The organism is Myroides odoratus, from assembly GCF_965118575.1.
Classification (GTDB): domain Bacteria; phylum Bacteroidota; class Bacteroidia; order Flavobacteriales; family Flavobacteriaceae; genus Flavobacterium; species Flavobacterium odoratum_B.
On the sequence record NZ_CBCPHW010000001.1, the window covers coordinates 314,252 to 330,840 of the forward strand.

9 protein-coding genes are annotated in these 16,589 nt (G+C 35.4%); 7 read left to right on the top strand and 2 right to left on the bottom strand.

The window, feature by feature from the left end; translation table 11 throughout:
• Positions 1 to 655 precede the first annotated feature (655 nt).
• The 6 genes from ACMHJ2_RS01365 (at position 656) to ACMHJ2_RS01390 (ending at position 13,319) form a co-directional block, all read left to right on the top strand.
• On the top strand, positions 656 to 6,328 hold the full coding sequence (locus tag ACMHJ2_RS01365; protein ID WP_413511169.1) for a DUF11 domain-containing protein: 5,673 nt from the start codon (positions 656 to 658) through the stop codon (positions 6,326 to 6,328).
• A 31-nt stretch (positions 6,329 to 6,359) separates the two neighbouring features.
• Positions 6,360 to 8,426: a hypothetical protein gene (locus ACMHJ2_RS01370; protein WP_413511170.1), complete on the top strand. Its 2,067-nt coding sequence runs from the start codon at positions 6,360 to 6,362 to the stop codon at positions 8,424 to 8,426.
• Between the two features lie 85 nt (positions 8,427 to 8,511).
• Positions 8,512 to 9,117, top strand: coding sequence for a hypothetical protein (locus ACMHJ2_RS01375; protein WP_413511171.1), 606 nt, complete (start codon positions 8,512 to 8,514; stop codon positions 9,115 to 9,117).
• A 34-nt stretch (positions 9,118 to 9,151) separates the two neighbouring features.
• Positions 9,152 to 10,387 (top strand): gliding motility-associated C-terminal domain-containing protein, encoded by a 1,236-nt coding sequence (locus ACMHJ2_RS01380; RefSeq protein ID WP_413511172.1) that lies wholly within the window; start codon positions 9,152 to 9,154, stop codon positions 10,385 to 10,387.
• An 8-nt stretch (positions 10,388 to 10,395) separates the two neighbouring features.
• Positions 10,396 to 11,328, top strand: a complete 933-nt coding sequence (locus tag ACMHJ2_RS01385; protein WP_413511173.1) for a type IX secretion system membrane protein PorP/SprF — start codon at positions 10,396 to 10,398, stop codon at positions 11,326 to 11,328.
• Between the two features lie 17 nt (positions 11,329 to 11,345).
• Positions 11,346 to 13,319: an OmpA family protein gene (locus tag ACMHJ2_RS01390; RefSeq protein ID WP_413511174.1), complete on the top strand. Its 1,974-nt coding sequence runs from the start codon at positions 11,346 to 11,348 to the stop codon at positions 13,317 to 13,319.
• 150 nt (positions 13,320 to 13,469) lie between these two features.
• Here ACMHJ2_RS01390 and ACMHJ2_RS01395 read toward each other — a convergent pair whose 3' ends face one another.
• Positions 13,470 to 13,829 (bottom strand): hypothetical protein, encoded by a 360-nt coding sequence (locus ACMHJ2_RS01395; RefSeq protein ID WP_413511175.1) that lies wholly within the window; start codon positions 13,827 to 13,829, stop codon positions 13,470 to 13,472.
• A 191-nt stretch (positions 13,830 to 14,020) separates the two neighbouring features.
• Between ACMHJ2_RS01395 and ACMHJ2_RS01400 the strand changes: the two genes are divergently transcribed.
• Positions 14,021 to 14,518, top strand: a complete 498-nt coding sequence (locus ACMHJ2_RS01400) for a DUF6265 family protein (RefSeq protein WP_413511176.1) — start codon at positions 14,021 to 14,023, stop codon at positions 14,516 to 14,518.
• 185 nt (positions 14,519 to 14,703) lie between these two features.
• Here ACMHJ2_RS01400 and ACMHJ2_RS01405 read toward each other — a convergent pair whose 3' ends face one another.
• Entirely contained in the window at positions 14,704 to 16,260 is a 1,557-nt protein-coding gene (locus ACMHJ2_RS01405; protein ID WP_413511177.1) for an MAC/perforin domain-containing protein, read from the bottom strand.
• Positions 16,261 to 16,589 lie beyond the last annotated feature (329 nt).

The window sequence follows — 16,589 nt, forward strand, 5'->3', positions numbered from 1 at the left end:
CTGAATTCGAGCCTGTTTGATTAGTTAATTAAGTTCTCTTGTTGTGAACAAAATTCTTCAAAAAGCTTATTATTTGTAAATAATTACTTATTTTTAAATAGATTTTGTAAAATAACCTATAAAATCATGAAGATGTATTTATACCTTTTACTACTTAAATTTGAAAAAATTGAAACAAAGGAGTGTAAATCATAAACATTTATAAGTATAAACTACTTTTTATTGGTTTTCTACTAATATACTTGGGCTGAGTAGAAAATAGAAAAATAGAATCGGTAAAGAGCATAAAAAAGTAAAGAAATATAAGAAGAAAACACCATGTATTTCTGTAGATATTTTAAGTGGGATGCTTGAGAACTACGCAGGATTGATCGAAAAAAAATAAACTTAAAAGGATAGATTTAGGTTCACTTGGGCTAAGAGAACCTAAATTTATTTCAAATTGAACATAGAGATAGTCTAGTTACTATGTCTATAGTTTCATCCTATGTCGTTTTGTCCCAATATAGCCGTATTGGGGCCCCTTCCTTTTTACCTATTTTTTTTAGTAGATCTTCTATTTATGACACATGTGCAACGCATATCGTTGTCGTGCTATACTCATACATATTATACCCTAAAACGCATACCATAATATGTTTTTAACACACAACACATGAAAGAGAAAATTACTATTTCCCTCTGGATGAGGTTATTGATTTTAGTGGTGCTGATTGCACCCTGGGCTCAGGGATATGGGCAGACAAAGGTTGCTGCCAATACACAAACAAACGGAAAGAATTCGGCTGTATCGGTACTAGGAATATTAGGTGCCTATACTCCAACAACGAATACGAATTTAGCCGATATATTGAATCCTACCCTTGCGGTAGATGGAAGTGCTACTACGGCTGCTACGATGAAATCGACATCGGCTTTATTAGCGACAGGTGAGAGCTGGTTGCAAATGCAATTTCCCAGTCCCGCTTTACCCAATACAACGACTTTTGTAAAAATAGGTAAACCCGTAGCAAGAGGTCTTAGTGTTGATTTGTTGGGGTTAGTAGGTGGATTGTTAGGTTTATTAAGTGAAAATATTATTATTGTTGAGGCATATAATGGCAATACGAAGCTTGATAATGTTACCTCCACAATTGTAGAAGATGCAACGGGTGCTATTTTTGTAAAAGCAACACCCAATCAAGCGTATACGAGTATACGCTTAAAATTGAGAAGTCAAAGTAATTTATTGGGTCTATCATTAGGAGCAGGACTTGATATGGATGTTTACGAAGCGTTCTATTATACTGGAGATACTTCTTGTGGGAGGCCTTTAGCTACAGGTGTTGAATCAGCGGGATTAAATGTTAACCTACTAGGTGGATTATTTACAACGATAGGAACGAATCAATATGGTAAATCAATCGATACAGACGTAAATACGTATTCGGTTTTAAAAGCGGGTAATCTTTTAAATGTCAATGTAGGAAGTCACATTTCACAGGTGTTTCAATTTCCTAATAAATCGAAAGTAGATGCAACATTTACTATCAAATTAGGTCCTGAAACAGGGCTGTTAGACGTAAACCTTATTTCGGGTATCGAAATTAGAGCCTATGATGGAAATAACGAGGTTTACGTTCGAGCTTTACGAGGTGGGTTGTTAAACGGAGTAGATATACTAGGACTCTTACAAGGTAATACACCTCCTACATTAACCTTTGCACCAGGAAGGTCTTTTGATAAAGTAGAGGTTCGACTCAATACAGCAGTTAACATTGGTTTGGCTAGTGGTGGATTGCGTATTTATGACGTGCAACGCTATGATGGCGTTACTTGTATAAATCCTAATATCACAATTCCAACAGCGACAGCAACCCCTTTTGAAACGGCTAGTTGTACTACTTCTTTGGTCGATTTCCAAAACGTCGATTTTGCAACGAATGTTTTAGACAATAATAACGAAACCTATGCTACTTTATATGCCAAAGCAGGAACGCTATTAGCTGGCGAATATGCTTCGGGTATGCTTCAGATGGCGTATCCAAATACGGTGCCTGCTTATACAACTTCTTATATCCGCATTGATATGGAAGCAGAAATAATAAATAAATTAGTAGGAGGTACTTTAGGAGGTTTAGTAGGAGGGTTAACGGGCATTTTACTTGGCGATCACTATTTCGAAGTAGATGCTTATAACGGCTCGAGTGTGGTATCGCATGCCACAAGTCAAAATGGATTTTCATCCACTACTACTACAGGAGGAAAGACGACGTTGGTTCAAGATAAGATCGGTCGTTTTTATATTGCTGTGACCCCGAATCAACCCTATACCAGTATTAAAATTACCAATAAAGTAGGAGGTATTCCAAATGGAGCAATACGCACATTAAAAGTTTATAATATGTGTCGTGAAATTGGAACAGATGCTTGTTTTGCTCCTCAATTTACTTCGTATGATCAAACGGGATTAACAGTAAGTATTGGTGATTTAAGTAGTGCGGGTGTGAAGAACCCTTATTATGCAATCAGCGATAGTTCATCGGACTATGCTGAAATAAGTAATGGGTTGGTATCTGTAGCTGGAACAGTTAATCAGACAATCTATTTTAATCAACCTTCTCAAGTAGGTGATCAGGTCAAAGTTCGTTTACAATTGAATACGCCGAGTCTTTTATCTCTAGACTTATTGGGAAGATATAAAGTAATAACGTATTTAGGAAACGAACAAAAACAAACGTTTACCCTACAACAAGGGTTGGTTAATAATTTAAATCTATTAAACTTATTTCGATCAGGTGGGATTCAAACCCTAACTTTTCCCACTACGCAAATATTTGATCGCGTTGATATTCAAGTTCAATCTCTGGTCAGTGTAAGTGCTGCACCATCTATTCGATTATACGATGTAAAACGAGTAAATACAGCTTGTTTACAACCCACAGTTGTATCTCCTTTTATAGCCCCAGTTTGTGCTACGCAATTAGTAGATGCAAAAAATGCCAATGATATCGATAATCTATTTGATGATAATTTTGATTCCTATGCAACCTTGCAATCTGGAGCAGGTATTTTATTGGGATTAGGAAATAAATACGAAGGTTTTGTTGAGTTGGGATATACAAACCCAGTACCTGCACATACGACCTCTTATGTTCGCATTGACTTTGAGGGCTCTGCCCTAAAACAGTTGATAGGAGGTAGTTTGGGGAATATTGTTACTGGATTATTAGATGGGTTGTTATTAGGTAATCACTCTTTTGTAGTAACCGTTAAGGATGCCAATGGAAACCCTATTTTAGAAGAAAGTAGTCAAGCGGTTGCCTCTTCGCTTAGAAATGGGAAAATAAGAGTTGTCGTAGATAAATTAGGACGTACCTATTTAGCAATCACACCAACACAAGCGTATAAAACGGTTCGTATCACAGACAAGACCGATAGCGCTATAGGATTACTAGCCCAACCCAATACGATGAATGTGTATGGGATGTGTTATGAAACAGGTTCAGATTCTTGTGTAGCTCCTTTCTCAACTTCGTTTGAATATGAAGGAATTAATTTATCCGTTAATCTATTAGGAGGTGCGGGAGTAACGTATCCAGAACGCGCTATTGATGATAACTCTACCCATGGTTCACAAATGAGCTTAGGTACGATTAGTGTAGCAGGAGGCGTGAAACAATGGATAAACTTTAATTCACTCTCACAAGCAAATGATGTGACGAATATTCGCATGAAAGTAGGTACTGGAGGTATTTCTCTTTCATTATTAGAAAATTTGGAAATAGCCGCTTATCGAGGAGATGTCTTAGTAGATCGTTTAAATTGGAATAACGGATTGTTAGAGGGAACGGACATCTTAGGCTTATTAAACTCTACTGCGGTTGTCGATATTCCATTCAAACCAAATGGACAATATGATCGCATTGCTATCGGAATCAAAAATGTAGTAAGCGTTGGCGTATTTCCTCCTATAGAAATCTATAAAGTAGAAAGACTTTGTCAACCGCAACAGTTAGTTTCTTGGAAATCATATAAAGTAGATGGAGATGCTACAATTGATTCGGTATCTGGAGGAGAAGTTGTGGAGTATACGATTCATGTGAAAAATACGGGAACAACCACAGTAAGTCAATTTACGGTAACGGATAAATGGCCTGTTGGTACTGCATTTCGATCTTCTGTTGCAGGTAGATTATCAGATGATGGAGAGGAAGTGATTTTTGATTTTACTGGGGCAATGCTTCCAAATAGTGAAAGACAGTTCGTTTTTTCTGTGGATGTGAATGAAACGCTAGTAGGAATATCAGAAATTAAGAATATTGCATTTACCAAAGAAGCTGGTAATGTTATTTCTTATCCTTCTTACCCTCCAGTGGATAATACGAATCCTACGCAACCTGATTTGACAAAAAATCCAGGGACAATTATAGCTGTTACTTTCGATACTGCTTTGCCAAAAGCAGTGATTACATCGAATCAAGCTCCTGATCTATGTGAGAATACGACCTTTACCTTGGATTCAAATATAGCAGTTGCTAATGCAGATACCTATCAATGGTATATCAATGGAGAAGCGATTGATCAAGCTACATTTGGATCAGGGAATACTAACGTTAATTATGGAAAGGAAAAGACCTTAATTAGTGATTTTCCAGGTAGCTATACGGTTAATTATACCAAAGGAAGTGAAGTGGCTGAAATGTCAAATGCCTTTGTAGTAACACAAAAAGAATCTCCCGTAATTACGTTTTCTGGAAGTCAACAAATCAGCACAAGAGTTGGTCAAATCATAACTTTACCAACAGCTACAAGTTCAATGAGTGGAACAATTGAATGGTATGACCATGAAGGAAATCTATTTAATGATTTAACAAGCTCATTTGCTGCACCAGGGATTTATACTTTTACGGTTGTTGCTATTTCAAATGAAGGTTGTGAATCTTTTGAAAATATAATTATCACTGTGTATGATGATAGCCTATGTCCACCAACTGTTGAGCGAGTATATGCTAGACATAGTTCAAGCTGGGGAGCAGTCATTACAGGGGGGGTAACAAATCAAGAAAATGCCATTGATGGTAATCCACAAACGTATTCAACGTTAACAACAGGGTTAGGATTACTGGGAATTGGTACGGTTTGGCAAAATATTAATTTCGATCATATCGTTCCTGCGGGTACACCTGTATCTGTTAAATTAGGTAAACAATATAGCTTATTAGTGCTTGCTGGTGGAATTTCTGTACAAGGTTTAGATGCCAATGGAAATACGATTGGAACGTTAAAATCGGTACAAGGAGGGTTGCTAGACTTATTAGCAGCAGATAACGTAGTTGAATTTACTTTTGTTCCATCTGATAAATCAGGACCTAAAGACTTTAAGGGCATCCGTATTTCTCAAGGATCGCTAGTAGGACTTGCACAAATAGCTAAAGTATTTAGTGTACACTATACTAAAAACGTTACTCAATTCTCAACAGACTATTGTCAACCTGTAGCTGACGGAGTTCATCCATCTGTATTAGATGTTTTACATGGCGTGCAAGATTTAGGATTAGGTGTCGCAAGTGCAACAGCTTCTGTGACTAATGCATGGAATGCAGTTGATAATGATCCTACTACCTATGCTACAATTGCGAGAGGCGTGGCGGTATTAAATGCTGCTAGTTTAACGGTTATATTCAAACAACAAGCAATGCCAGGAGATAAAGTACACATCGTAACAGAGATTCCTGGAAATCCTCTTTTAAGTTTGGAGTTGATTAAAGGATATACCATTCAGCGATACTTAGGAGAGCATAAAGTTGGTCCAGAACTCGACGGAACCAATGGCGCTCAGCTTCTTTCTCTAAAATTATTGGGTCTAGGTTACAGTAACAAGTATAAAATAATTGTTTCCGATGTTGACCAGCCTTTTGACCGCGTTAAAATATCCTACGGAAGTGTGGTTGGCGTATTGGGAGACCTTACTAAGATTTATGAAGTAAGTGTGGTTCCTAAAATTGATGTGGGAGTAGATATTGAAACTGAAGTTCTCGAGGTGTGTAAAGGAGGAACTTTTACCATTAATCCGGGGGATGGATGTTCTATTTACGAAGTTTTTACAGCAGAAATGGGAGGACTTCCACTTACGGAAACGAGTGCAAACAAATACAATCTACCAACTAATTTACCAGAATTTCAAGATGAATTACCAAATGGAGCTGGCTTAGGGCCAAAATACAGCGTCATCTATGTTCAAACTTATAGAAATGGATGTTTAGTAGGTAAAAGATTACCTATTCGTCTACATATGAATACTTGTGTAGTCAAATCAAATCTAAACGTAACACAAAAAATTAAATAAAAAACAAATCACAATCAAAATCATACTTACTATGAAAAAAATTACATTATTAGCAGCATTAGTAGGAGCGAGTTATTTTGCGAACGCTCAGGTTGGTATCGGAACTCCAACCCCTGTTACATCTTCTCAATTAGATATAACAGCAACAAATAAAGGTATTTTAATTCCTCGTGTTGAATTAACAGACCTTGCCATATTTGCACCAATTACTGGGGTACAAACAGAAAGCTTATTAGTGTACAATATAAAAGGTACAACAGATGTACCTGCTGGGTTTTACTACTGGGTAGATGCGAAATGGAATAGAATTGTGGGAAGAGCAGAATTGGATACAGTAATTGAAAACATAGCAGGAAACATTACAAATATTCAAGAATTAATCAATTACATTGTTCCTTCTAATCCAGATAATGACGGCACACCAGAAACGCATACCTCTGTTGTATACGAAGGCGGGAAATTCTACACGGTAACTTACAGTACTGCAGATACAAAATATGTAAGACAAGAAATTAACTTCGAAGACCTTGTAAATGGCTTGGAAACCAAAACATTTATGAGAGAAGTCGTAGGAGCTAATGGAAAAGTAACGGGCGTTATTTATTTTTCAGAACAAACGATTATTGATTGGTTAGCCGCTGATGCTGCAAACACCTTGGCAAATATTCCAGACAATGCACCTGGCGTAATCACGATTGCGGTATCAGATATAGTGGTTAATAATATTCAACAGATTATTGAATCTCCGACAAGTATTACTATTACGACAGTTGAAGGAGATAAAACCTTTACAACTGTAGAAGAGTACCTACAGTATATTACGCAATTCTCAAATGGCAATGTGATTTATACAGAGATTGAAGATCCAAATGATGCAAGCCAAAAAATTTGGGTATTCCAATATTGGGATGAGGTAACAAATACCTACAAAACAATTGAAATCAGTGACTTAGTCGCAGCTGCTGAAACTAATACGACGGTTGTAAGTTATGAAAATAAACAGTACTACTTATCTGAAGCTTTTATCAAAGCTGGAGGAGAAACTAATACAGCTAATTGGACAAGTGTTCCTGTAGGAGCTATTTATTTAGATGTTGTAGGAGGTGTAATTCACAATATTGAAGAAATTCTGACTACACAACAGCCAATTAATGTTACGATTGGTGGAACAGCGATGACCTTCAATTCGGTGGAAGAATACTTGCAATATGTTTCGCAATTCTATCAAGGTAATGTGGTTTATCAAGAGATTGAAGATCCAAATAATGCAGGTCAAACCATTTGGGTATTCCAATACTGGAATGGAACTGCTTATGAAACGATTAACTTAACAGACTTAGTTGCTGCAAACGAAACCAAAACCCAAATTAAACGTTCGGAAGTGGCTACTGATGGTACATTGCCTTCTTTTGCAGATGTGCGCACAGCTCCTGTTGCTGCAGATGTTAAAGTAGGGGAAATCTATTATGAATATACAGCGGAAGGAGGAAATAAGGATTTCATCAATATGACTGAAGATATCCTAAACTCTATCAATAACAATGAGGAGGTTAAGAATGCTATTACCAATGTATTGAATCAAGGCGGAAACGTGTATTTTGGAGATCATGATAATGATGCAGCTACTTCGCCTGTATTCTACGAAATACTTACACTTCCTAATGGAACAAAAGAGAACAAAGAAATTGAATTACCAGCTTCTTTCTTAGTAAACTTAATCAATAAATACAAAGATGTTGTGAAGCAAGCCCTAGGAGATACGATTACCAATTTAGGTGATACCGTATTTACTGGAAATATTTACAATGGCTATAGAGTGTATTTAGGAAAAGGTGCAACAACCCTTCAAGCTTATTCAGCAGTTGCAGCACCTGTTTCATTTACTTTAGCTGGGGATAAACAAATTAGACAAGTATTGTCTATCAAATTGCTAGATGCCTTAGGGCATATCGTTACTGCCAGTACAACAGATGTTGAAGTGACTGGAGGAACTGAAATTAAATTTAATATCGGAGTTGGTAATCAATACCTCATGTTGCCAGCTGCGACGTATGAAGTTGTAGTTGAATATACTTCAAATGAAATGGCTCAGCCCTAATTTAAATTAATCCACAGGAAATGATGGGGGGCACACTTTTCTGAGAGAATGAGCTCCCATCATTTTTTCTAAAACAAATAACGAAATGAAAAAGATATACTTAGGATTACTATTTTCAGTATGGAGTATTGTAAGTTTTGCACAAACTAAAGTAGGCGGAACTCCTGAAATCAATGCTAATGCAATGCTTGAAATTGAATCGACAAACAAAGGATTGTTATTGCCAAGATTAGAATTAGTGAGTACTACAAATCCCTCTCCTTTAAATGTTCATGTAGCTGGGATGACGGTTTACAACACAAAAAAACAAAATGATGTAGTTGCAGGATTCTATTATAATGATGGAACGAAATGGCAACAAATGGTGACTACGGATAATAAAGCAGTGAAATTTTTCTATATGCCATCCATTGTATTTGATACGTCAACACAAGGGAATGGCGCGAAGGATTTATACCAAGAATATACCAAACAATTTACGTTACAAGGCAATACTGCAAGTAGTAGTGGTGCACCTGCAGAGATTCCTTACTTCCCTAGTGCAACGGATTTGTATTACTATGTAACCGATTATGATACGGCGGTATTTTCAAATATTGTGATTCAAGCAGATGGGAAAATGACCTATACAATTAGTAATGCTGGAAATGCATATTCGATTATGAATATTGTTTTTGTTGTTAAAGAATAAGCATAAATTAAAGATGATGATAAACCCTAAAATTTTGTTTTGGACTTTTGCTTTGACAAGTGGTTTAGCGTTTGGGCAAACCGTTAATTATGGAGGTTTGTACATTATGCCAAATACTGAAATGGCAACGTTTTTTCCCTTGGAAAACAAAAATAAAGCCACAGTGTTTAACAACGGAACTTTGTATGTACATGATAACTTGACTAATGATGGTTTGTTTGATTTTAGAGAAGACAGTAAACTGAGAACCTCAGGAAAAACTATTTTTATCTCCAATCAACTACAGACGATTACAGGGAGTCAATTCATCCGTTTTAATCACATTGAATTTAATAATTCAACACCTAAAAATGCTTTTTATATCTCAAATGGGATTTCAGCAAAAGGAGAAGTTGAATTTTTGGACGGTATTGTAACGATTGATGAAAGCCAAGGCTCTTTTGCCTTCTTAGAAGGAGCAAAAGCAAACAAACAAAGTGATGCGAGTCACGTAGATGGTTCGATTGATAAAGTAGGAAAAGACGCTTTTACTTTTCCAATAGGCGATGAAGGATATTATAGAGAAGCGCGTATTTCTGCACCAGAAAATGCGAAAGAAATTTATGTGGGTCACTATAAATACAAGGATGATGCTTTTTTTGATACGAGATCTAAAACGTCGGGAATAATCAAGGCGTTAAACACAAAAGAATATTGGTACATCAACAAAGGAAGTAAAGATGAGAAACATATCATTCTGGAATTAACTTGGGATGATAGGACTACTTCTCCTGAAGTTTTAGGTACCCCAGAAGAAGATCTGCATATTGTTCGATGGGATGAAGATAAAAAAATATGGATCGATGAAGGCGGAATTGTTGATATGAGTACGCGTAGGGTTACAACACCTACAACCGTAAAAGGATTAGGGTATTTTACCCTTGCTACAGTAAAAACGGATTGGCTGTTAGAAGGCGATGTTGTTATTTATAATATTGTTACTCCTGACGGAGATGGAGTAAATGATTATTTCTTTATTGATAATATTAATAGATTCCCAAATAATAGCGTTCAAATCTTTAATAGATGGGGGGCTAAAGTATTTGAAACTAAGAACTACGATTCGAATGGAAATGTTTTTGATGGATATTCTCAGGGTAAGAGAACAATAAACGACAGTAAAATGTTGCCTTCAGGAACCTATTATTATGTTTTAGTCTATGAAGTAGTAAAAGACGGAGGCTCACGGACAATTAAGAAAGCAGGGTATTTACATTTAGAAACGAATTAATACAAAGGATGGATTTTTTAAATAAACTCAAAAAAGTTGGAACAGCCTTAGTATTGATAAGTGCTTGTCAACACAGTTTTGCGCAACAAGAACCACAGTTTGCGCAATATATGTATAATACTTCTGTCTATAACCCTGCTTATACAGGAACTAGAGAAGTATTAAGCCTATTTGGAAATTATAGAACGCAATGGGTTGGATTAGATGGCGCACCAAAAACGGCGAGCTTCTCTGTTTCTACACCTATTGGTGATTCTAATGTAGGGATTGGATTATCTTTTGTAAATGAATCAATTGGTATTATGGATGAAAATAATATTGCAATTGATTTTTCGTATAAAGTAAGATTAAATTATACCTATCAACTGGCTTTTGGATTAAAAGCATCCGCAGATCTGCTGAATGTAGATTATGCTAAAGGACATCCTTTTGATCCGTCAGATGTGAATATTCAAGAGAATATTTCTAATAAATTTACACCTAACCTTGGAGCGGGTATTTATCTATATTCAGATCGCTCTTATTTGGGCGTATCTATTCCTAGCTTTTTGGAAACCCATCGGTATGACGACAATGAGGTGACTACCATGAAGCAAAAAATGCACTTGTATTTAATGGGGGGCTATGTATTTGATATCAATCCAACCTTGAAATTCAAACCTGCGTTTTTAATGAAAGGGGTACAAGGAGCTCCTTTACAGGTAGATGTAACCGCAAACTTTCTGCTTTTTGAAAAGTTAACTGCTGGGATAGGGTATCGCTGGGATGCGGCTGTCAGTGGATTAGTTGGATTCCAAATTACTGAAAGTTTATTTGTAGGCTATTCGTATGATGCAGATACTTCCAAATTGAGACACTATAACAATGGATCACATGAATTTTTCTTACGCGCCGATATTTTTAATCGCTACACAAGAAAAACCGCACCGCGTTTCTTCTAACCTAAAGATGATAAATTATGCAAAAGAGAGTAGTTAAACTCCTAGTTTTATCTTCAATCGCCTTGACCACATCTATTGGATGGACACAAGAAAGACGGGAAAATAAAGCGGATCAAAAATTTGAAAAATATGAGTATATCAATGCGATTGAAATATACCAGAAAGCAGCTGAAAAAGGATTTAAAAGTGTAAATACACTTCAAAAATTAGGAGATGCCTATTATTTTACGGGAAAGCTAATCGATGCAAATAAATGGTATCAAGAACTTTTTCAATTCGCAAAAGAAAGCCAAGAAGCTATTGAGTCAGAATATTATTATCGATATGCTCAAACGTTGCGAACTATACAAAATTATGAGCTAGCAGATCAGTATATGGTAGAATTTACTGCTTTAGAGCAGGGAGATTCTCGCGCTCAATTGTTTGAAGCAAATAAGAACGACTACAAATCCGATATTGAAAAACGTTCCAATCGATATGAAGTTGAAGCCCTGCAAATTAATAGTGAGTATTCCGATTATGGAGCGACTATTTATAAAGATCAATTCGTTTATACCTCTGCAAGGGCATCCAAAGAAGCTTCGGGTAATGAAATACACAAATGGACCAATGAAGCCTATACAAGCTTATATGCTTCCAGAATAAACCCCGATGGAACCTTCGATGAACCCCAGTTGTTTTTTGATGGCGATAGACAAGATATCAACCAATCGACAGCCGTATTTACGAAAGATGGAAAAACGGTGTATTTTACCCAAAATGCAACAGCTAAAAAAGATGAAATCCAGCAAAATAGGTATAAAAACGCACGGTTAGAATTGTTTCAATCCAATTGGCAAGAGAATGGAACCTGGAGTAAGCCTGTAGCAGTAACAATTAATGATCCCAAAGCCAATAATGCACATCCTGCATTAACGCCCGATGATAGATGGCTGTACTTCGTTTCGGATCGCCACAGTTCGATTGGACAAAGTGATTTGTTCCGCGTAGAAAGACAAAGCGACGGAAGCTTTGGAAAGGTGGAGAATATTGGTAAACCAATTAATACGGAAGGACGTGAAACATTTCCATTTATTTCCAGTGATTATATGTTGTATTTCTCAACAGACGGAAGACCAGGATTAGGCGGGTTAGATATTTTTAGAACCAAAATCAATGTAGATGGATCATTTGGTGCGGTCCAAAATATAGGAGAACCGATGAATAGTTCTGCGGATGATTTTGGCTATTATTTTGATCCTCAGACAAAAAAAGGGTTTGTTAGTTCTAATAGAAGTGGCGGAACAGGAGGAGATGATATTTACTTCGTACAAGAGAAAAAAGACTTGATCTGTAAACAAAGTATCGATGGACGGGTGTTCAATGCCTCTACAAAAGAATCACTAGCACAAGCCAAAATAACCGTTTATGATGCGACTTATTCGGTGTTGCATAACTTACAAGCCGATGAGCATGGCAAGTTCATTCTTACCGATTTGGATTGTGGTAAAAAATACCGATTAAAAGCCGAAGCGCCTGAATTCCAAACCAAAGAAATCAGTCAAACGATGGGGTATGAATTAAACGCAGTCGAGCAAGTGGAAATAGGTTTAGATCCTATACAAGAAACCATTACAGAAGACGATGACTTATTTAAGAAATTGAAATTACAACCTATTTATTTTGATTTTGATAAAGCTGTGATTCGTCCAGATGCGGCAGCTGAATTAGCCAAGGTAGTTGAGGTATTAAACAAGTATCCAAACCTTAAGATTGAGGTTCGCTCTCATACAGACAGTCGCGGAAATGACACCTATAATAAGCAATTATCTAACCGCAGAGCAAAAGCTACCATGCAATGGATAATCAAACAAGGCATAGATAAAGCGCGTATTTCTGCGCAAGGTTATGGAGAAAGTCAATTAATCAACGGATGTACGAATGATAGTTCATGTTCTGAAGAACAACACCAAGAAAACAGAAGAAGTGAATTTATTATTGTAAAAATGTAAAATCGAAATTGCTATTTACTATAAACACAGGATTTTAAATCCAAAAGAGCTACTTATTTTGAGTAGCTCTTTTTTTTGACTATTTTGTACCTCTATAATTAAACAAAAAGAGTCCCCTTCTTGGGAACTCTTAGTCTGTTTTATTGGCTACTAAACAATAGGAGGTGGATCTACTAGTGTTATATATGGATTCGAATGGATGACGGGTTTGTAGAAATACAATTCAGTTATCACTTTTGGGGCCTTGCGTTCTTTTGTTTGTGCAATATCTTGTGCAATAAAAAAAGTTTCACACAGAATATTAGTAGCTTTACAATTCTTGCTTTTAGAAGTGTTTCCTAAATCATTGGGGGACGAAGTTCCCAAATGATACACATACATATTCGCTGTTGGGCAAAAAGATTGCTTGGTTTCACAGTCTTGTGGAGCAAAGAAACTAATCTTTTCTGCACCTAGTAATACTAGAATAAGACACAAAAAGTGGGCGATATGTTTGTTGTATTTCATCATGACTTAAAACAAATATATTCAGTTTTTCTCAATTTCCGTTTCTTTTTAGGCAAAATTTAGGAAGGTCTAACCCAAGTTAATACCTCTATTTTAAACTTAGGGATCTAAAAAATAACAAGAAATACAGCTTTATTTATTTACAAAATTGCTTACCTTTAATTTGTATTACAATAACCAATCTCAACTAATAGATGAAAAAAATAATAGTTCTAGTGACTTTAGCTGTTACATTAACCTCGTGTAAAAACGAAAAAAACGACAGTCAACAGCAAATAAGCCCAACAGAAACACCCACAGAGGTTGTACAAAAAGCAGGAGTGGATTGGCTACTTGGCGATTGGAAAAGAACCAATGATAAAGAGGGAAATGAAACCTTTGAATCTTGGAAAAAAATCAATGAAACTAAATATGAGGGAATAGGATTTACTTTGGCTAAAGGAGATACCTTAAGTAAAGAGTACATGCGATTGGAACACGGGAATGGGCAGTGGAGCCTTTTTGTGAAAACAGCAGATGATAAAGATGAAACAGTCTTTAAAGTAGCTGAATTGACCAAAGATTCTTTTGTTTGTGTAAATGAAGCGAATGATTTTCCAACGCATATTGCCTATAAAAGGGAAGGAGAAAAACTCAAAGCAAAGATTTCTAATACAGAGATGCAGATTGATTTTGAGTTTGTGAAGAAATAAGGTTTCACAAAGGAATAATTCGAAACATGATCTAATAAAAAAACATGGATATAATTGCAAGATTAAGTCTTTGAAGCCAATATAGTAGGGATATAAAAAAATTCTGCTTAGTTTCAACCAAGCAGAATTTTATACTTATACAGTTTGTGGTACAGTGTCTTTAAAAATTCACCTAATCCCTAGTTTTATTCCCAATTCATAATATTGGGAACAGGTTTGGCATTCGGATTGTCATCTATATTTATACAAGGCAGATCTGATTTATAGACATAACCTAAAAGCCCTTCATATTTCCAATCATTTGTCATTCTAGATTCTCCATAAGTGGTAGTTAAGTAGAACATTTTGTGTCTTTCGTTCCAATATCTATACAAAGGAACTGTTCCTTTTATTTCAGTAGTATATATATAACCTAAAATCCCTTCATATTTCCAATCTTTGGTCATCCTAGATTCCCCATAAGTGGCAGTAAAATAAAACATTTTGTGTCTTTCATTCCAATATCTATATAAAGGTTTAGTAGTCGATTTTTGATTAGCATCAATATAACCTAAAACCCCTTCATATTTCCAATCATTTGTCATTCTAGATTCTCCATAAATAGTAGTTGAGTAAAACATTTTATGTCTTCCATTCCAATATCTATGTAAAGGTTTGGTCTCAATTTCTTCAGGAGTATTAGCATAGATGTAATTATTTACTGCCTTTTTAACCAACTCTTTTTTGATAGGATCAGTAATTAATTCATATAGCGGATAGGTTTTGTCCCAGTTTAAATCTACTAATCGTGCTGTTTTATCAGTAATAGAACTTGCCCAGGTACCAATTCCTATGGAATAAGTAATAGCACCAATTGAATTTACTGTTAAAGACAACCCGTTAGTTGTTCCTCCTTTAGAATGAATGTAGCTTGCCCAATTAGTAATTCTGTTTATTTCTTGTTCTGAAGATTCTCCTCCCCAACCGACTGAAGCACCTACGCCAATTTTATATAAAGTAAATTTTGCTCCAACTTCTGCATTCCTTTTTTTATTAGTATAGTTACTTTCTTCTATTGATAAAGATTTAAATTCGGATTTAAAATCTCCACCAATTGTGATATCTAATAAAACATGAGTACCAAAAGTTTTGACCAAATCATAGGCATTTGAATTAGAGTTTACTTTTGATACCTTCTCTTGAAAATATGGAGTTAAATATTTTTTTAATACTTCAATATCTGTATCTATGAATAATCTTCTTTCTTTTTTTATTACTTCTGCTGTCGCATACGAATAGGCTGAAGAATATGAGTTTTTTGATTGATTTTCTTGGGAAGTTTTAACACTTGCAGAAAACATTCCTTGTTCTGCAGATTTCTCAATACCATTGGAAGCTACTGAACCACTAAAATTTGTATGAGAGATAACTTCTTCTACGTATTTATAAAAATTTTCCCCAGAGAAAATTCTTTGGGTGATTTCTCCTATAAAGGGGTTGTCAAAATAAATCGAATTGGCTGGTTCAGAGTTTACTAGTTTTTCTATATCTATGATAGAAAAATTCCCAACTGCTTGAGTGCTTGCTAGTGGCTCAGTTATTTTATATCCATACCCTAGGATATCATATTTACTATCACCTGCTGTCCTAGGAGCTATTATTTGACCTGAATAATCGGTTTCTTTAACGATAGTTTTATCATCAGAAGAACATGATAGTATCGATAAAGCAATTAGTAATGTTAAAAACAGTTTTTTTTTCATGTCGTTAATTGTTATAAATTATACAATAATAGCTTAAAATTAATTGATTTTATTAATATTTGTTTAATGTTAATAGTTAATTATATATTATTTAGTATTGATGTTTTAATAAGTAGTGTTCTAATGTTTTTAAATTAAACATAATGTTTAATTATTTGTTTTTATGTATAGAGAAGCTAGATTGTTTGCATTTAAATGAATTCTTTAAATTAATCGTAAGTATGATTAATATTGGCGTCCTTGTTAAATTAAGATTAGATAAAGGTCATTAAAGAGCTTTATTATATAAAGGAAGTAAGGAGTATACTACATTTGAAAATACTAATTTT

Excerpts from the sequence above, each read along its gene's own strand:
- ACMHJ2_RS01365 (WP_413511169.1), top strand. The coding sequence starts at position 656 with ATGAAAGAGAAAATTACTATTTCCCTCTGGATGAGGTTATTGATTTTA.
- ACMHJ2_RS01370 (WP_413511170.1), top strand. The coding sequence starts at position 6,360 with ATGAAAAAAATTACATTATTAGCAGCATTAGTAGGAGCGAGTTATTTT.
- ACMHJ2_RS01375 (WP_413511171.1), top strand. The coding sequence starts at position 8,512 with ATGAAAAAGATATACTTAGGATTACTATTTTCAGTATGGAGTATTGTA.
- ACMHJ2_RS01385 (WP_413511173.1), top strand. The coding sequence starts at position 10,396 with ATGGATTTTTTAAATAAACTCAAAAAAGTTGGAACAGCCTTAGTATTG.
- ACMHJ2_RS01390 (WP_413511174.1), top strand. The coding sequence starts at position 11,346 with ATGCAAAAGAGAGTAGTTAAACTCCTAGTTTTATCTTCAATCGCCTTG.
- ACMHJ2_RS01395 (WP_413511175.1), bottom strand. The coding sequence starts at position 13,829 with ATGATGAAATACAACAAACATATCGCCCACTTTTTGTGTCTTATTCTA.
- ACMHJ2_RS01400 (WP_413511176.1), top strand. The coding sequence starts at position 14,021 with ATGAAAAAAATAATAGTTCTAGTGACTTTAGCTGTTACATTAACCTCG.
- ACMHJ2_RS01405 (WP_413511177.1), bottom strand. The coding sequence starts at position 16,260 with ATGAAAAAAAAACTGTTTTTAACATTACTAATTGCTTTATCGATACTA.